This is a genomic window from Peptoniphilus grossensis, from assembly GCF_001940285.1.
GTDB classification, from domain to species: Bacteria; Bacillota; Clostridia; order Tissierellales; family Peptoniphilaceae; genus Peptoniphilus_A; species Peptoniphilus_A faecalis.
The window spans coordinates 1,225,248-1,242,764 of the sequence record NZ_MJIH01000001.1 but is presented as its reverse complement, the minus strand read 5'-3'; the positions used below and the strand labels follow the sequence as shown (position 1 = coordinate 1,242,764).

The 17,517-nt window shown below is 30.3% G+C and carries 15 protein-coding genes and 2 pseudogenes; 4 read left to right on the top strand and 13 right to left on the bottom strand.

The genetic code is table 11. The features are described from left to right. Positions 1 to 54: 54 nt before the first annotated feature. A complete protein-coding gene (locus tag BIV18_RS10765) occupies positions 55 to 603 on the bottom strand; it encodes a transposase (RefSeq protein WP_202968683.1) in 549 nt (182 codons plus the stop codon). 281 nt (positions 604 to 884) lie between these two features. On the opposite strand from BIV18_RS10765, the gene BIV18_RS06000 reads away from it, so the two are divergent. Then, a complete protein-coding gene (locus BIV18_RS06000) occupies positions 885 to 2,045 on the top strand; it encodes an ISL3 family transposase (protein ID WP_083635506.1) in 1,161 nt (386 codons plus the stop codon). A 208-nt stretch (positions 2,046 to 2,253) separates the two neighbouring features. On the opposite strand, the gene BIV18_RS05995 is transcribed toward BIV18_RS06000, so the two are convergent. From BIV18_RS05995 to BIV18_RS05975, 5 genes and pseudogenes are all read right to left on the bottom strand, one after another. Beyond that, positions 2,254 to 2,394, bottom strand: coding sequence for a helix-turn-helix domain-containing protein (locus BIV18_RS05995; RefSeq protein WP_075659744.1), 141 nt, complete (start codon positions 2,392 to 2,394; stop codon positions 2,254 to 2,256). 111 nt (positions 2,395 to 2,505) lie between these two features. Continuing rightward, positions 2,506 to 2,670: pseudogene (locus BIV18_RS11435) on the bottom strand (transposase); the annotation flags it as partial. A 382-nt stretch (positions 2,671 to 3,052) separates the two neighbouring features. Then, a complete protein-coding gene (locus BIV18_RS05985; RefSeq protein WP_075659743.1) occupies positions 3,053 to 3,706 on the bottom strand; it encodes an ABC-2 transporter permease in 654 nt (217 codons plus the stop codon). After that, a complete protein-coding gene (locus BIV18_RS05980) occupies positions 3,703 to 4,545 on the bottom strand; it encodes an ABC transporter ATP-binding protein (RefSeq protein ID WP_075659742.1) in 843 nt (280 codons plus the stop codon). Before BIV18_RS05980 ends, BIV18_RS05985 begins: the two co-directional genes overlap by 4 nt. Further along, on the bottom strand, positions 4,535 to 4,924 hold the full coding sequence (locus tag BIV18_RS05975; protein ID WP_075659741.1) for a GntR family transcriptional regulator: 390 nt from the start codon (positions 4,922 to 4,924) through the stop codon (positions 4,535 to 4,537). The genes BIV18_RS05980 and BIV18_RS05975 overlap by 11 nt, the downstream gene beginning before the upstream one ends. 121 nt (positions 4,925 to 5,045) lie before the next feature. On the opposite strand from BIV18_RS05975, the gene BIV18_RS05970 reads away from it, so the two are divergent. Further along, the gene (locus BIV18_RS05970; protein WP_235860802.1) at positions 5,046 to 6,449 is read left to right on the top strand and encodes a phospholipase D-like domain-containing protein; all 1,404 of its coding nucleotides are present in this window, start codon (positions 5,046 to 5,048) and stop codon (positions 6,447 to 6,449) included. Between the two features lie 62 nt (positions 6,450 to 6,511). On the opposite strand, the gene BIV18_RS05965 is transcribed toward BIV18_RS05970, so the two are convergent. From BIV18_RS05965 to BIV18_RS05945, 5 genes and pseudogenes are all read right to left on the bottom strand, one after another. Then, positions 6,512 to 6,967, bottom strand: coding sequence for a hypothetical protein (locus BIV18_RS05965; protein WP_075659740.1), 456 nt, complete (start codon positions 6,965 to 6,967; stop codon positions 6,512 to 6,514). 9 nt (positions 6,968 to 6,976) lie between these two features. Beyond that, positions 6,977 to 7,246, bottom strand: coding sequence for a metal-sensing transcriptional repressor (locus BIV18_RS05960; protein ID WP_075659739.1), 270 nt, complete (start codon positions 7,244 to 7,246; stop codon positions 6,977 to 6,979). Next, positions 7,243 to 9,959, bottom strand: a pseudogene (locus BIV18_RS05955) (heavy metal translocating P-type ATPase). Before BIV18_RS05955 ends, BIV18_RS05960 begins: the two are co-directional and overlap by 4 nt. A 222-nt stretch (positions 9,960 to 10,181) precedes the next feature. Further along, positions 10,182 to 10,817, bottom strand: coding sequence for a hemerythrin domain-containing protein (locus BIV18_RS05950; protein WP_075659738.1), 636 nt, complete (start codon positions 10,815 to 10,817; stop codon positions 10,182 to 10,184). Between the two features lie 8 nt (positions 10,818 to 10,825). After that, complete coding sequence (locus BIV18_RS05945; RefSeq protein ID WP_075659737.1) at positions 10,826 to 11,824, bottom strand: threonine aldolase family protein; 999 nt, start codon at positions 11,822 to 11,824, stop codon at positions 10,826 to 10,828. Positions 11,825 to 11,909: 85 nt separating this feature from the next. Here BIV18_RS05945 and BIV18_RS05940 point away from each other — a divergent pair, with 85 nt between their 5' ends. Both BIV18_RS05940 and BIV18_RS05935 read left to right on the top strand, forming a co-directional pair. Then, entirely contained in the window at positions 11,910 to 12,983 is a 1,074-nt protein-coding gene (locus tag BIV18_RS05940; protein WP_075659736.1) for a pyridoxal phosphate-dependent aminotransferase, read from the top strand. Positions 12,984 to 12,987: 4 nt separating this feature from the next. Next, the gene (locus BIV18_RS05935) at positions 12,988 to 14,430 is read left to right on the top strand and encodes a TraB/GumN family protein (RefSeq protein WP_075659735.1); all 1,443 of its coding nucleotides are present in this window, start codon (positions 12,988 to 12,990) and stop codon (positions 14,428 to 14,430) included. A gap of 213 nt (positions 14,431 to 14,643) precedes the next feature. On the opposite strand, the gene BIV18_RS05930 is transcribed toward BIV18_RS05935, so the two are convergent. Then, a complete protein-coding gene (locus BIV18_RS05930; RefSeq protein WP_075659734.1) occupies positions 14,644 to 15,888 on the bottom strand; it encodes an L-cysteine desulfidase family protein in 1,245 nt (414 codons plus the stop codon). Positions 15,889 to 16,012: 124 nt separating this feature from the next. After that, positions 16,013 to 17,500, bottom strand: a complete 1,488-nt coding sequence (glpK, locus tag BIV18_RS05925) for a glycerol kinase GlpK (protein WP_075659733.1) — start codon at positions 17,498 to 17,500, stop codon at positions 16,013 to 16,015. Between the last annotated feature and the right edge of the window lie 17 nt (positions 17,501 to 17,517).

Here is a 17,517-nt window from a genome sequence, read left to right as displayed (position 1 = left end):
ATGTTCTTTGTATTTTTCAAGTTTTTCCTTCCAGTCTTTTAGCATTTCGTAGTTTCATTGGAGTTGGTGTTTTCTTTTTCCTTGTCCATATACAAATTCTATATTTTTATCTGCACATTCTTTTGCCGTTTGGTTAAAAACTGTTGTTACTACTTCAAGGACTTCTTCTGCTGTTGAATTTTCATTAAGTCCTAAGTATTTTACGACTTTTATTCTAAGTTTTTCTTGATATTTTTCAATGCTTCCTCTCCATACAAAGCTATATCTGTTGGCATAGGCTTCTATTTTTGTTCCGTCTATGTATATACTTGATAGATCTATTTGATTTTCTTCTATTAACATTTGGACCATTTGATGGAGCAGATCCGGTGTTAATTCTACTATTTTTTGTCTAAATCTATTTATTGTGCTATGGTCAGGTGTTTTTTCTGTATCTAGTAGATACTTAATTCTTAAATCATATTTACAAGCTTTTTCTATTTCTCTTGATGAAAACATTCCTTCTGAATAGCAGAATATTAGTATTTCGAGCATTGTTACAGGATTTACAACTGTTTTTCTTCCAAAATGTGAATAGACTTTTTTAAGTTCTGATAAATTCATCCTTTCAATTATATTTTTTACAAGTCTTAGTTTTACATCATCTTGGATATATATTTCTGTATTAAAGTTTAATCTTAGTTGAATTGTGTTATTAACTAGTGTAAAATTAGTTAATGACAGTGTATCGTTTTGTTTTTTCGGCTCTATAATATCTGTTGGGGAGTAAATCTCTAACAGATATTTTTATGCAAAAAAAATTGCACTTATACGCATTTAGTCCTAAACTTAAAATAACAACAAACTTTGTTAGGAGGTGCATATAAGTGCAAAATAATAATAACATGAATTTGTTGGGTTTTAAAGATGTAATTTTTGATAGTTTTTGTGAGGATAAGGAATTTGTTCACATTTATGCTTCTGTTACAAAGATGGATACTTGTCCTCACTGTGGTTCTACAAAGATTTGGGTTCATGATCATAGGATTCAAAAGATTAAGGATACTCATATTCATGGTAAGAAATGTCTTATTCATTTAAAGAAGACTAGGTATGATTGTAAGTCTTGTGGTTGTCGTTTTGAAAGAGAACTTGATTTTATTGCTAAGGGTCACACTATGACTTATAGGCTTGTTTTTGCTATTGTTGCTGAATTTAATGAACTTCATTCTAGCTCTTCTATTGCTAGTAGGTATAATGTTTCTTCTAATACTGTTTTGAGAATTTTACATTGTTTATATGTTTCAAGAGCAAAACTTTCAAGTGTATTGTGTATAGATGAGTTTAAAGGTGATAGTGGAAATATTAAGTATCAAACTTCTCTTCTTAATGGTGATAAGCACTCTGTCATTGATATTTTGCCTACTAGGGATAAGAACTTTTTGTTTAAATACTTTAAAAAAGTTCCTAACAAGGAGAGACAAGAAGTTAAGTTTTTTGTAAGTGATATGTCCAATACCTTTAAGTCTGTTAAGAATAGGTTCTTTAAAACTTCTATCCATATTGTTGATAGGTATCACTTCATAAGACAAGTTTCATGGGCTTTAGAGAATGTTAGAAAGAGGATTCAAAAAGATATTTCTTCTAAGCTTAGAAAGTATTTTAAGAGAAGTAGGAGTCTACTTACAAAACCTGCTTCTAATTTAACAACTGAACAAGCTAAAGAAGTTTCTTTAATGCTTGATTTAAACAACGATTTGAAGTTAGCATATAGGTTAAAGGAACTGTTTTACCAATATGTTCTAAGTCAACCCAATAGAGTTAGAGCATCTAAATCTTTAAGGGAATGGATAAGAAGAGCTGAAGAATCTGATTTAAAAGAATTTAAATCTTGTATCACTGCTTTTAATAACTGGTTTGATGAGATATGTAATTCTTTTGATTATCCTTGGTCTAATGGTCCACTTGAAGGTACTCATACTAAGATAAAGACTTTAAAAAGAAATTGTTTTGGTATGAAAAATTTCAATTTGTTTAGAAAGAGAATCATGTTTGCTTGTAAGTAATGATATGAAAACGGGAAAATTTTGCAAAACCCCTAGGGGTTTTGTTTGCTATACCTATTTTTAGTAATTTTTTAGTTATTTTAGTTTTGATATTCTAATAGCGCCTAAGTATTGATTTTTTAATGGAAAGAGAGACTCGAATTAACGAGTCTCCCCAATATTTGACATAGAGCCTCTGGACTTGTTTGCTAAGGATTGGACTGTTCCATCATATTTTTTTTCGCCATCTTTGAACTTGTTGTCTACTTGTGTCATATCTTCTTGCAGCTTTTGCATTATTGTCTTGTTTTATTGCATATTCTACTACCCTTTGACGAAATTTCATTTCTTCTGTTATAATTATTTTCATAGGAGGTCTCTCTGTCTGATAATTTGTTTGTTGTTAATCTTATATTATCAGATGGCTTCCTATTTTTTTTATTTTTCTGTCACATATCTATTATTACCTAACAGATTATAGTCATTCTTCATTTGTATCCATATAGGTATCTATTAAACGATAAGCTGATTTAGCATTTGGAATTATGTAAATTACTTTTTCTAGTCTTTTGATCTTTTCATTAAGCCTTTCTAAACAGTTTATGCTTTTAAGTCTTATATAAAGTTCTTCAGTATTAATTGAAAAATGTACTTGGTCATTTAATTCTCTTGGTTTGTTTGTTTTATACTAACACATTGTACAAGTTATGAGGTTTTAAGTGACCTTTTCTTTTTTTTACACAATTTATATGGATTCTATCAGTGGATTAGCTGAAGAAATAAAAAGATATATTTATTGGTATAATAATCATAAAATTAAAAAAATTAAAAGATCTTTAAACTATTATATATACAGACCGCATGTTAAAATTCAATATTATTGTTCTTCTTCACGATTTTACATCATTCAGGTAATTCACTAGTGTCCTTTTGTGTTTTTAATTTATTGAAAAATTATTTATCTATGGATATTACAAGACCATTAAAATTTTTTCTTAATATATCTGACATCGAAAAATACTTTGTTTTTAAAACTCTCTTTTTTTATAGTATTTTTCTGATATCTTTACCGAAGTAGAAATTGTAACTAAAATAATCAATGCTATTATTAGCAAGCTAAAAAATTTATTTTCAGTCATAAATATTAGCATGCCTTTTATATTATCCCTAAGATAGACTGTGGCAAAAGACAAAACTCCAAATGCAAGGAAAGTAAAAAATGATAATGTTTTTGCTTTTTTGTATCCATAATTAAAATAAAGTGGGTATTGAAATGAAATTAAAATTATATAAATTATGAGATATGCTACTATGTTTGGAAATATTATTTTTATATCGATTTTTTCCACAAAAAATAATGTTATAATAGAAAAAATCATTCCAATTATTATACTTATAACAAATAAAACTAAGGAAAATAAATATCTTCCTCTCACAACACTTTTATAATTTAGTCCTAGAATTTTATAAAGCCCGTCAATTCCAGCTTCTTCTCCAACTAAGAAGGGATAGGATGAGTAAATTATTGCAAAAAAAATTGGCATTGCTATTGCAATAATTGGATTTTTGCTCAAATAACAATAAAATAAATACAAAAAAACCATTATTGCTAAATTTTTTAAAGTAAAATAGGGCTTGATAGAAATATAATCTAACTTAATTATTTTTTTAATGTCTTTCATTTTTTCCTCCCATATAGAACTAAAACTTTATTTATATCTGGCTTTTCCACAATTAATCCTTCAGAAATATTTTCTTCTGTAATGTTTTTCACAAGTGCTTCAAAGTAAGTTGAGCTTGATTTTATGCCAAGGACTTCATATTTTTCGAGTAGCTTTAAATCTTCTTCTCCACCCTTTAATACAAAGTACCTTTCTTCAAATTCTTCTTTACTGCAGTCGTCAATAATTTTTCCTCTATCTATAAAAATTATGTAATCGGCAATTCTATCTAAATCTTCTGTTATGTGAGTTGAAAATAGTACTGTGTTATTCTCATCTTCCACAAATTCCTTTAACATATCTGTAAGTTCATCACGCATACTTGGATCAAGTCCACTTGTTGGCTCGTCTAAAATCAAAAGATTTGCGCCATGGGATAGAGCAATTGAAAACATAAGTTTTATTTTCATTCCTCGAGAAAGTTCTTTGATCTTTTTATTTTTTTCAATTTCAAATTGATTTAAATATTCAAAAAATTTTTCTTCATTCCAATTTTTGTAACCACATTTCATTGCTTCATTTACAAGATAAATATTCCAATCTTTAGATAAAAAGGAATCGTCCATAATTATTCCAACATCTTGAAGATAATCTAAATCTTTTGAATCTTTTCCATCAACAAAAATTTCTCCCTCATAATTAATTAATGACAGCAATGACTTTATCGTAGTAGTCTTGCCCATTCCATTTTTGCCAATAAAACCTGTGATAAATCCCTTTTTTATTCCAAAAGAATTTGGTCCAAGAGTAAAGCTGCCATAATTCTTTTTTAAATTTTTTACTTCAATTTTATTTATCATAGTCCACCCTCTCATTATATAAAAATTCAAATAATTCTATAATTGTCTTCTTATCTAAATTTAACTCTGCCGACAAATTTATAGCCTCTTGTAAGTGTTTTTCTAATTTTTTTTGTAATTCTTCTCTTTTTACTTCAGAGTCCTTTCTAGAAACAAAGGTGCCAAGACCTTGTCTAGACTCAACAAATCCTTCAGATTCAAGTTCATCATAAGCTTTTTTAACTGTCAAAATGCTAACCTTTAAATCCTTGGAAAGAGTCCTCACTGAAGGGAGTTGTTCACCAGCAGCCACAGAATTTTTTAAAATGTTTTCTTTAATTGCATTTTTTATCTGCTCATAAAGAGGAACTGCAGATCCATTTACCAAAATAATTTTCATTTCATTCTCCTCGTTGTATAACAGTATATAACACCACATAACACTTGTCAACTTTAACTTTTTTATATTTTTTTACAAATTAATTCATAAGTTTTGCTATAATAATCTAAAGGAGATAACTTTGAAAAAGAAAAAGAAAATTATGATTCTAATTGTTTTATTGCTTATTTTTGTGCCGATTTTATATAGTTTAAATACAAAAAACCCATCTGGTACTAATATATCCAGCGAGTTTAAGCCTGCCGATTGTGAGTTTTTATACGATCTTACTTATTTGAAAGATGGAAAGAGATTTCACCAGCAAAAAATTTTTAATCGTGAAATGGAAATTATAAAGAATGCTCAAAAATTTTTAATAATTGATTTTTTCCTATTCAATGATGAATACGACAATTCTATGAACTTCCCTAATCAAGTAGAAAAAATGACCGATCTTTTAGTTGTAAAGAAAAAAGAAAATCCAGAGATGCCAATTTTATTTGTTACAGATCCTATAAATAATTTTTACGGCGCCTATGAAGAAAATAATTTAAAAAAACTTCGTGAAAATGGAATTTATGTTGTTGTTACAGATTTGAATAAAATGCGTGATTCCAATGTGTTAATATCTGGCGGTTACAGAGCCTATGTAAAGTGGTTTGGTACATCTGGCGGTGGCTTTATCAAAAACTTTTTTGACAAAGATGCAGAAAAAGTAAATGTTAGATCAATTTTAAAACTCGCAAACTTTAAAGGTAATCACAGAAAAGTGGTAATTTCTGAGAAAGAAGCCTTAGTTGCATCAGCAAATCCACATGATCCAAGCGCTTACCATTCTAATGTTGCTATGGTCTTTCGCGGCAAATCTATGGAAGATTTAATTAAATCCGAAAGTATATTTTTCAACAAACTTCCTAATGTTATAGAAAATTTTAAGGCAGAAGAAGTAACTTCACCTTACAAATTAAAAATTATCACTGAGGGAAAGATTTATGAAGAAATATCAAAAAATATAAGAGATGCAAAAAAAGGCGATGAAATAAATCTTGGAATGTTTTATCTTTCAGAATTTAGAATTCTAAAAGATTTAGGTGAAGCTTCAAAGCGTGGAGCATATGTAAAAATTATCGCCGATCTAAATAAAGATGCCTTTGGTCTTGAAAAAAATGGGACACCAAATAGACCTGCTCTTTCTGAATTAAAGGAAGATTATCCAGACATAAATATTCGCTGGTATCAAACTTCTGGTGAACAATTTCACACAAAATTTATTTATTTTAAATTTAAGGACAAAAATCCCCTTGCAATACTTGGAAGTGCTAATTACACAAGGAGAAATTTAGATAATTTTAACTTGGAAACAAATTTGGCTGTGGAAATGGAAAAAAATTCTACATTGCCAAGAGAAATGGAAGAGTATTTTTCTAGAATTTGGAATAATAAAAACGGCGAATATACTTTACATTTAGAAAATTTTTATGAAAATAGATTTTTTATGAGAATACTTTGGAAAATACAGGAAAAGACAGGACTTTGCACTTGGTAAAAAATCTATAAAAAATCACGGCATAAAAAAGACCGTGATTTTTCTTTGTTTTTATTTTATTATTATACTATGCTTTTTATCTTTGAAATTAAATCTTCGTCTGAAAAAATTGCTGGACTATCGTATTTTCCAAGACTACCTGAAAATGTGTAGTGGAATTTTTTTGTATTTCTATCTCTTTTGGTATCATACATATAAATCATGTCCTCATTCTTTTTGTTTTTAAATTCAAGCAACAAAGACTCGTGGTCTGGTATTGAGTCGTAAGCGTATCCTCCATCGACAACTTCACATTTTTCAAGTAATTTTATTATTTCTTTCATCTTTTCTTGATCTTTGTCATCAAGGCTATTAAAAATTTCTCTTGTAGTCATTTTTTCTTCATCGTCAATTACTTTCACAGATAACTCTTCAAATTTATAGCTTTCTCCAGATCTAAATTTTATTTCATAGCCTTTGCTTTTTTTGCAAGATGTTAAAAAAGCCAAAGCAATAAATAAAATTGCTATTTTTTTCATAAATAACTCCTACTTTGAAAGCTTATTTATTATGCTATTTATTTCTTCAATTTTTTCTTCAATTTCTTCTTCGCTCTTGCCATAAGATTCCTTAACGCAGCCCTTTAAATGTACTGTTAAGACATCCTTGTTAATATTCTTTAAAATGGAAATTGATGCCATAAGTTGGTTAGAAATGTCTAGGCAATATCTATCCTCTTCAACCATTTTTATAAGTCCCTCAATTTGTCCTCGAACAGTTTTTAATTTTCTAAGCTGCACATCTCTTTCTGCTCTCATTTTTCTAATTTTGCAGAATAACCTGCATCTTCAACTGCTTTTACAAGCTCGTCAGATGAAACTTCTTTGTCTAGTTTTACTTCTGCTCTTTTTTCTTCTAACATTACATTGGCTTCAGATACGCCTTCGACACTTTCTAGTGCTTTTTTTACTGCTGCTACACAGTGATTGCAAGACATTCCTTCAACTTTTAAAATTTTTTCCATATTATCTTCTCCTTTATTTTTAATAATTTCATAACCTACATCTTCAACTGCTTCTTTTATCTCTTTGGGTGTTATTCCCTCGTCAATAAATTTTACAACTCCACTATTGTGATCTGCAACTACTTCTCTTGCCTTTTTTGTATTTTTTATTGCTTCAGAAACTCTCTTTTCGCAGTGTTCACACATCATGCCACCAACTTTTATTGTAGTTACCTTTTCTTTTTTAGTTTCCATGTTTTCATTTTGTTTTTCTACAGAATTTATACCCTTTGGCTTAAATTTTCTAAGTCTAAGGGCATTATTTACAACGAAAACTGAACTCATACTCATTGCAAAAGCTCCAAACATTGGCGATAATTTTATGCCAAACTTTGGAAATAAAATTCCTGCAGCAATAGGAATTCCTATTGTGTTGTAGAAAAATGCCCAAAATAAATTTTCTTTAATATTTTTTATTGTCGCCTTGGAAAGTTCAAGTGCAGAGACTACATCTAAAAGGTCAGATCTCATTAGCACTACATCTGAGGACTCAATGGCCACATCTGTGCCGTGGCCTATTGCCATTCCAATATCAGCCTTAGCTAGAGATGGAGCGTCGTTTATTCCATCTCCAATCATTAGTACTTTTTCACCAGATTTTTGAATTTCATCAATTTTTTTATTTTTATCTTCAGGAAGCAATCCTGCAAAAGTTTTATCAACTCCAATTTCCTTGGCAATGGCCTCTGCGGTCTTCTCGTTGTCTCCAGTTAACATAATTATCTTCTTGCCCATTTTCCTTAAAAACGCAATTGCATCTTTGGAACTTTTTTTAGGTAGATCTTTTACAGAAATTATGCCAATAACTTCCTTTGAATTTGCAAAGTACATTGATGTTTTACCTTCTTCTTGAAGTTTTTCTGCTTTTTTTTCATAATCTTTTATGTCGATTTTTTCTTCGATCATAAATTCTTTATTGCCAGCAAAATATTTTGTGCCATCTAAATTTCCACTAAGGCCTCTACCGCTAACTGAATTAAAATCATCTACATTCTTTAATTTTATTTTTTTCTCATTAGCATATTTTAAAATGGCAGATGCCAATGGATGTTGTGAGTTTTTCTCCACAGATGCCGCAATTTTTATAAATTCTTCTTCATTTAGGTCAGTTATAATATCTGTTATTTCTGGTTTTCCTTCTGTTATAGTACCAGTTTTATCCATGACTATGACGTCTATTTTGCTAAGATTTTCTAAAACCTCTGCATTTTTAAAGAGTAGTCCAAAGTCCGCACTTTTACCCGTTGCAACCATTATTGAAACTGGCGTTGCAAGTCCAAGGGCACAAGGACAAGATATTACAAGGACTGAAATTGCAAAATTGAGGGAAGTTTCAAATCCATACCCTACTATCATCCACACTACAAAAGTTGCTAGGGAGATAATCAAAACTGCTGGCACAAAAATTCCTGCGATTTTGTCTGCCAATTTTGCAATTGGAGCCTTGGACTGATTTGCCTCGTCCACTAATTTAATAATTTGTGAGATTGTCGTGTCTTCTCCAACTTTCTCTGCCACAAATTTAAAGGATCCCGTTGTGTTAATGGATGCAGAGATGACTCTATCACCAATGGTCTTTGAAACTGGCATAGATTCACCAGTTACTGCCGATTCATCGAGGGATGAAGAGCCCTCTATTATTTTACCATCAACTGCAACAGATTCTCCTGGTTTTACAATTAAAATATCGCCAATCTTTACATCTTCAATGTTTTTTACGATTTCTTTATCCTCTTCAATTACAGTTGCCATTTTGGGTGCAAGATCCATAAGCTTTGAAATTGATGACCTCGTTTTATTTTTAGACTTTTCTTCCAAATATTTTCCAACTGTTATTAAAGTTAAAATCATGGCAGAGGATTCAAAGTAGAGATTATGTCTGTAATTATCGACAATTTCCATTTTGCCATAGCCAAAGCCATAAGCCATCATGTAAATGGCGAAAACACCATAGATCAATGCCGCTAATGAACCTATGGCGACTAAACTATCCATGTTTGGTGCTTTGTTTTTCAGTCCCTTAAATCCAGAAATAAAAAATTCTCTATTGATGTAGACTATTGGAAGTGCCAAAAGAAATTGTGTGAATGCAAAAATTATTGAACCTTCTCTTCCATGAAAAATCCAAGGAGTTGGTAATTTTACCATATGCCCCATGGCTACATACATTAGCACGAGCATAAAAATAGTTGAATAAATAAGTCTACTTTTTAAATTTTTTCTCTATTATCTATTTTGTTTTCTGTTGAAGTTTTTTCACCAGAAACTCTTGCTCCGTAGCCAATCTTTTCCACTGAATTTATAATTTTTTCGTCATTTACTTTGTTCTCGTCGTAATTTACCTTCATTGAGTTAGTCATGAGATTTACATTTGCATCTATCACGCCATCTAACTTTTCCACAGCTTTTGTGACATTTGCAACACAAGATGCACAAGTCATGCCGCTCACATCAAATTTTTTCTCCATATTACCTCCTACACCCCCTCTGGGGTGTCTCTGCTTTTATAATAACACTTCTTTGATTTTTTTACAAGTATTTCAAAATAATTCTTAATGCTGTAAAAACAACTATAAAGAGGTAACTTATAGAAAAGTAATAATAGCAACCCAATTGAAACAATACAACTAAAATTATCAAAAAATGGTTTAGCAAAGCCAAACCATTTCTAATTTACTTCTTAATTTCTATTACATCTTAAATAAAATTTCGTTTTCGATATAAATATGTCTTCTCATGTCTTCATCAAGGCCATACATAAGTTTGTTAAGTTCTTTAACTTCAGGCTCTTCTGCATTCATTTTATAGTCGCGTGTTAGATATTTTATCCTATCAAAAAGTCCAATTGTCTTTTCATGCTCTGCAATGAGATTTTCGAAATCCACATTCTTTCCTGCTAAAGAGTCTTTAAATTCAAACTCTTCTTCACTGGAAAAGTGTGAAACAAGTTCTGCCTTAATTAGTAGAAGCACTTCGTAAATTACAAAGAGTTGTTCTCCTCTTTCTCTGTAGTATTTTTTGATTGCACCTCTAAAAATACCATCTATTTTTTCAATAGTTTCAAGTTCCTGAGGATGAATTTCATTTATAATATAGTTTATAAGCTCTTCCTTATTCATCTTTCTAACTTTTTCCATATCTTTAAAATCAGTGTGTCCTTCAACTTTTTTAATAAATACATCGTAGTTTTCGCCAAGGGATTTTAGTGCATCTTCAAGACTTTCCAAGGCGATAAAATCATATTCTGCACCAAGCTTTTGAAGTTCCATTAAAACTTTTGGATTTTCCATTGCTGCAGCTTCAACTGTCATATTTTTGTCTAACATAATTCCTCCTAATTTTTAATAGAATTTAAAAATCCTCTCACATCTTCTTCTGTTGTCCTGTAATTTGTAACTAATCTAATTATTGAATCTTTCTTATTGTCTATTTCAAAAATATTTTCTTTTTCTAATTTTTTGATTTCATCTGGATTTGACCTTATAAATATTTGGTTTGATTCGCCAAAAAGTGGCTCTCTTCCAATTTCCTTTAGACCTTCAACTAAAAGTCTTGACATTTCATAAGCTTTCTTTGCATTTCTATAATAAAGTCCATCCTCAAATAATACTTTAAAAGACAAACCTATTAAAAAGGTTTTTGCCATCATGGCTCCTCTTTGTTTTAAGTAGTATCTAAAATCTTTTTTCAAATCTTCTTCTAAAATTACTAAAGCTTCGCCGAAAAGCGCACCATTTTTTGTGCCACCAATAGAAAAAATATGAGAGTATTTTGCATAATCTGATAATTTTGTATTATTTGCAGCCATTGCGTGAGCAATCCTCGCTCCGTCAATGTATAAATAAAGATTTTTTTCAACGCAAACTCTATATATTTCTTTTATTTCTTCAATGGAATAAATTGTTCCAACTTCTGTAGTTTGTGAAATGTAGACAACTTTTATTTTTACATCAATTTCGCCAGGTTGATTTTCCACTAAATCTTTTATTTCACTTGCTCTTATTTTTCCATCTGAGGTTTTTATTGTTACAACTTTATGACCTGTCGCCTCAATAGATCCTGTCTCATGATGAGTTATGTGCCCAGTAGAAGCAGATAAAACTGCTTCATGAGGTCTTAAACAAAAAGTTGTCGCCAAAATATTTGTAGCAGTACCTCCTGAGATAAACTCAATATTTGCATCTCTACCTATTTCTTTTAAAATTAATTCTCGTGCAGAGTTTGAAATTTCATCTAATCCATATCCAGAAATTTTCTCATCAAAAATTTTACTTATTTCGTTGTAGATTTCTTTTGAACCAAAATCATTGTAATCGTTTAAAAAAATATTCATAGCCACCCACCCTATTCTTAATCAACATTATATATTAAATGTAAAAATTTTACAAAATAGTGTACAATAGAAAAGAGGTGTTTAAATGAATAGTCACGGTGCAAATGTTTTTGAAATTGCAAAAAATAACGACATTGATATAGAGGATATTATGGATTTTTCATCAAATATAAATCCCCTTGGTCCTAGCAAAAAAACTCTCGACGAGCTAAAAAATAATTTAAATCTACTTTCCACTTATCCCGATGTGAATTACATAGATCTAAAAAACTCTATTTCAAAGTATGTAAATTGTGATAGTAAAAATATCGTGCTTGGGCTTGGATCCACAGAAATTCTAAAAGATGCTATAAAGTTTTTCGCTCCAAAAATTTCCATGATCCTTTCGCCATGTTACTCTGAATATGAAAATGAACTCAGAAAAATAAATTCAAAAATTATAGAGTATAAATTAGATGAAAAAAATAATTTTAAAATAAATTTAGATGAGCTTATTAAAAATATTATTGAAGAAAAAATTGAGTTTGTTGTTTTTGCAAATCCAAATAATCCAACGGGCACAATTTTAGATACAGAACAAATTGAAAAAATTCTAAAAGAAACAGATGCAAAAATTTTGATCGACGAAACTTACATCGAATTCACAGATATATCGATATACTCTTCCACAAAATTAATTAATTCCTATAAAAATCTTGCAGTAGTTCGTGGAACATCCAAGTTTTTTGCTCTTCCCGGAATTAGGCTTGGCTATGGACTATCTTCTGATGAAAATTTTTTAAATTACTTTAAAAATAAAGAAGTACTTTGGCAAATAAATTCTGTTGCAGACATTTGTGGCAAAGTCATGTTTTCTGATAAAGAATATATTTCTCACGTCTTCAATTTTATTACATCAAGGAGAAATTATATCTTCCACGAGATTTCAGAAATGAAAAATTTGAAACCTCAAAAAAGCTTTGGAAATTTTATTTTGATAAAAATTTTAGATGGGATTAAGTCTACAGAACTTCGTGAAAAACTTTTAGAAAAGGGAATAGTAATACGAGACTGTAAATATTTTAAAAATTTAAATGAAAATTATTTTAGAATTTGTGTTTTAAATGATGATGCAAACGAAAAACTTTTAAAATATTTAAAAGAATTTTATATGAGGTGAAGTTTTGAATAAAAATAAAAAATTAACTAAACTAAAAAAAATTTTTTCTATTTTAGTTTTAGTTCCAGCACTTCTAATACCAAGTATTGCAAGTGCTACAGTTACTGCTCCTATTGTAACGGAAATTAAAGCTGAAAGTATAAAAAGTGAAGAAAACCAAAATACTTTAAACAAAAAAATAAAAGAAGCTCACGAGATAAAGTCTAAAAAAGATAGTTTATCCGAAACTAAAAGTCCAATTTTTAGTCCTTGGGCTACAAAGGATCTAAACGAAGCACAGTTTATGGGGCTTTATCCTGCGAAAGGTTTTTTCAATGAAAGAGACTTTACGAAACCCGCAACATTAGAAGATGCCAACACTTGCTATAAACTTTCAAAGAAAAAAATTGAAGAAAGGGGCATAGAAACAGCTGGAAACTTCACTTTTAAAAAACTTACCCGTGAAGAAATTTTAAATTCAATTTCAAAGTTATTAAAGGACGAAAAATTTGAAATAAAAAATTTGAAAAAAGCAAAAATATTTTTAGGTTCTGAAGATGAAGGGTATTTAAATTCAAAAATTTCTCTAGAAGAAATGATCTCTTTATACTCAAGAGCTGTGAATAAAGTTTTACAAGACAATGACAAAGTCTCTAGGGGATTTTTCTACGAAGTAAACAACAAGGAAAATAAAATTTATATGCTTGGATCAATTCACCTTGGGAATACTTCTCTTTACCCAATAGACAAAAATATTTTAAATGCACTAAAATCCTCCGACAAGATTTTTATGGAAATTGATCTGTCAAAAAAAGATGAAGCAAAAAAAATGCGTGAAAAAATTTACTACAATGATGGGAAAACTTTAAGGGATGATTTAGGTGCTGAACTTTATTTGAGAGTTCTAAATTTATTTAAAAGTTTTGGAATGGAGGAAGCTGATATAAAAACGCTTAAACCTTGGGCTGTTTACAACACTTTGTCAATTGATCCATCAGGAGAAACTGCAAGAGCAAGCTTTGGAATTGAATCCTACTTCATGAGCCTAAGCCTATTAAATAAAATTGAAATAGGAGAACTTGAATCTATGGAATATCAATCAAATATCCTTGCAAACTTCGACAATACCTCCTATATAAAAATGATTGAAGCTTTAACAAGTGAAATCGAAAAAAATGGCTACAAAAATATAAATTTAGGTCTCGACAATTTGCTAGATGCTTGGCAAAGTGGAGACAAATCTAAAATGAAATCTATTTTATCTGCTGAAAGTGATGAAGAATCTAAAAAATTTAATGAAGCACTTTTAAGCGAAAGGGACAAGGGTATGGCAAAAAAAATAGATGCGATGCTAAAAAAAGATGGAAAGAACACATACTTCATATTAGTTGGCTCCGCTCACTTAGTTCCAGAAAATTCTGTAACAGGAATTTTAAAGGATATGGGATATAATGTAATTGAAAAATAAATGTGGTTTTAATAGATATAATACCTCCAAGTAGATAATCTAATTTCAATTAATAGACTATCTGTTTTGGAGGTGTTTTTATAGATGTAAATTTAAATATAGTGTAAGATAAAATTAAAACTTTATTTTTATTTTATTCTTTTTTTATTTAACCAATAAAAGAACAGTAAACCAATTGATTTACCGTTCTTTGTTAACCTCATCTTTTAACTTTTATCTTCCTATCATTTCTTTTAAAATAACCTCGTCAGTTTCTCTCATTCCATCCTTTGCAATATGTCCAACTGTTTTAATCATATCATCAACATCGTCCTTTACTATTCCATCGCCAGATTTAAAAGAGTTTCCAGACTTTGCTTGCTTATATGCAAAGAGTGACATTTTTAAACTAGATGCAATCTTTATGGCACAAGATTCCTTTGCTCCATCGCAAATAATTCCGGAATTTGTCGCAAGTCCATTTTTTAGGGTTTCTTTTATAAGATCTTTGTCTTCATCCTTCATAAAGGCAATTCCACATACCGAAGCAGCTGCAGCAGATACCACTCCACAATAGGCAGATAATTCTCCTATTCCTTCTTTTATATAAAGACCAATTAAATTTGCAAAAATAAGTGATCTATATAATTTATCCCTTTCTATACTATGATCCTTTGCATAAATAATTATAGGAACGGAAACTGTTATGCCTTGGTTTCCACTTCCAGAATTTATAACAACAGGTTTTTCACAACCAGACATGCGAGCATCGGAACCTGCAGCTGCATAAGCAACTAATTTGTCATTGTAGTTATCTTTTGCATCTTCTAAAATCATTTTTCCAATGTTTGCACCCCATGGGTTTTCAATTCCTTCTACTGCAATATCATAATTGTACTCAATTTCTTTATCTAAGATATCTGTTATACTTTTATAATTTCCACTTTTTGCAAAATCATAAATTTTATCAAAGGATAAATCTATTTTAGATTCTAGTTTTTCGTCTTCATTTTTATTTTCGAAAAGCACTTTATTATTTATACTTTCATAAATAATGTTTGTGTGGTAATCCTTGATTATTACACGAGATTTATTGCCATTCTTCTCCATAACAATGTCTATGTAAAGTCCCTTAATTTCATGAACAAGTTCTATTTTAACTAGACCCTTTTTTATAAGATCATCTAACATATTTAACTTGCTTTTATCAACACTAGATAAAACTTCAAGTTTCTTATTATAATCTCCAAGGAATGCTCCCGCAGCAAGAGAGATTTCAATTCCCTTTCTTCCATCAGTCCCTGGCACTTTCACGCTATTTACATTCTTAATCATATTGCCCGATAGCTTTGCTATAATCTTTTCAGGATCTTCTCCTAATATAGATCTTGCACGACTTGCACCATAAGCCAAAGCTATGGGCTCGGTACACCCAAAGGCTGGTACCATTTTTTCTCTCAAAAAATTATTGTAATCCATAAAAATCTCCTCATAATTTTTTTATCAAATATATTATAACAAAAATGATAACCTTATCCTATTAAAACCTTTTACTTAAAAATAAAATCTGCAAGGATTTTACAATTTATTATTTTTTATTCGATTATTTCGCCCAATTCATAGAATATTTTATGGCTTCGTGCCATCTACTCATCTTTTTACTTCTATCTTCTTCTTTCATTTTTGGCTCAAAACACTTTTCTGTTTCATTGTTTTCTCTTATTTCGTCTATGTTTTTCCAAAATCCTACTGCAAGCCCAGCCATGTAACATGCACCAAGAGCTGTTAATTCAATTACTTTCGGCCTTATAACTTCAACCCCAACAATATCTGACAAAAATTGCATCAAAAAATTATTCTTGCTTACTCCTCCATCAACCTTTAATGATTTTATTTTTGTCATTGAGTCTTCTTGCATTGCTTCTACTACATCACAACTTAAATATGCTATTGATTCTAATGCTGCTCGTATTATGTGATATTTATTTACTGAACCAGTAAGTCCAATTATACTGCCTCTTGCGTATTGATCCCAATAAGGAGCTCCAAGACCTGTGAAGGCTGGTATAAAGTAGCAATCATTTGTGTCCTTTACCTTACTAGCCATATATTCAGAATCATCTGCTTGATCTATAATCCTTAGATTATCTCGCAAAAAATTAATACATGATCCTGCTTCGAAAATTGAACCTTCAAGTGCATATTTAACCTTCCCATTTATTGACCATGCTATGGTTGAAACAAGACCATTTTGCGATCTTATTAGCTCGTCACCTGTATTCATTAGGATAAAAGCTCCTGTGCCATAAGTGGATTTTGCCATGCCCTTTTCAAAGGATGCTGTGCCAAAAAGTGAAGACTGTTGATCACCAATTGCAGAAGCAATTGGTATTTCACAACCCAAATATTTTGATTTTGAATTACCATATACTTCGCTTGAATTTTTTATTTCAGGAAGCATGGATCTTGGTATATCAAAAATTTCTAAAAGCTCATCATCCCATCTTTTTTCCTTTATGTTAAATAACATTGTTCTCGATGCATTTGTGTAATCTGTTATGTGAACTTCGCCATCTGTTAACTTATAAATTAGATATGTTTCCACCGTTCCAAATAAAAGCTCTCCACGATTAGCCATTTCTCTTGCGCCTTCCACATTCTCAAGAATCCACCTTATTTTTGTAGCAGAAAAATAGGGATCTATTACAAGCCCTGTCTTTTGTTTTATTTTTTCTTCAAGTCCTCTTTCTTTTAGTTCTTCACAGTATTTTGTCGTCCTCTTACATTGCCACACAATAGCGTTGTAAACTGGCTCCATTGTCTTTTTATTCCAAACAATTGTAGTTTCTCGTTGATTTGTAATTCCAATCGCCGCAATATCTTTTGGGTCGATACCTTTTTTAGACATTGCTTCCACTGCCGTACCTATTTGCTTTGACCAAAGGTCTTCTGGTTCTTCCTCAACATATCCGGGCTTTGGGAAATGTTTAATAAGTTCTTTTTGTGCAACAGATACTGGATTTCCCTTTTTATCAAAAATTATAGTTCTTGCAGATGTAGTTCCTGCATCAAATGCCATTATGTATTTCATTTAATCACCACATTCAT

Coding starts and splice junctions, on each gene's coding strand:
- BIV18_RS10765 (WP_202968683.1), bottom strand. CDS start 603: ATGAATTTATCAGAACTTAAAAAAGTCTATTCACATTTTGGAAGAAAA.
- BIV18_RS06000 (WP_083635506.1), top strand. CDS start 885: ATGAATTTGTTGGGTTTTAAAGATGTAATTTTTGATAGTTTTTGTGAG.
- BIV18_RS05995 (WP_075659744.1), bottom strand. CDS start 2,394: ATGAAAATAATTATAACAGAAGAAATGAAATTTCGTCAAAGGGTAGTA.
- BIV18_RS05985 (WP_075659743.1), bottom strand. CDS start 3,706: ATGAAAGACATTAAAAAAATAATTAAGTTAGATTATATTTCTATCAAG.
- BIV18_RS05980 (WP_075659742.1), bottom strand. CDS start 4,545: ATGATAAATAAAATTGAAGTAAAAAATTTAAAAAAGAATTATGGCAGC.
- BIV18_RS05975 (WP_075659741.1), bottom strand. CDS start 4,924: ATGAAAATTATTTTGGTAAATGGATCTGCAGTTCCTCTTTATGAGCAG.
- BIV18_RS05965 (WP_075659740.1), bottom strand. CDS start 6,967: ATGAAAAAAATAGCAATTTTATTTATTGCTTTGGCTTTTTTAACATCT.
- BIV18_RS05960 (WP_075659739.1), bottom strand. CDS start 7,246: ATGAGAGCAGAAAGAGATGTGCAGCTTAGAAAATTAAAAACTGTTCGA.
- BIV18_RS05950 (WP_075659738.1), bottom strand. CDS start 10,817: ATGTTAGACAAAAATATGACAGTTGAAGCTGCAGCAATGGAAAATCCA.
- BIV18_RS05945 (WP_075659737.1), bottom strand. CDS start 11,824: ATGAATATTTTTTTAAACGATTACAATGATTTTGGTTCAAAAGAAATC.
- BIV18_RS05940 (WP_075659736.1), top strand. CDS start 11,910: ATGAATAGTCACGGTGCAAATGTTTTTGAAATTGCAAAAAATAACGAC.
- BIV18_RS05930 (WP_075659734.1), bottom strand. CDS start 15,888: ATGGATTACAATAATTTTTTGAGAGAAAAAATGGTACCAGCCTTTGGG.
- glpK (WP_075659733.1), bottom strand. CDS start 17,500: ATGAAATACATAATGGCATTTGATGCAGGAACTACATCTGCAAGAACT.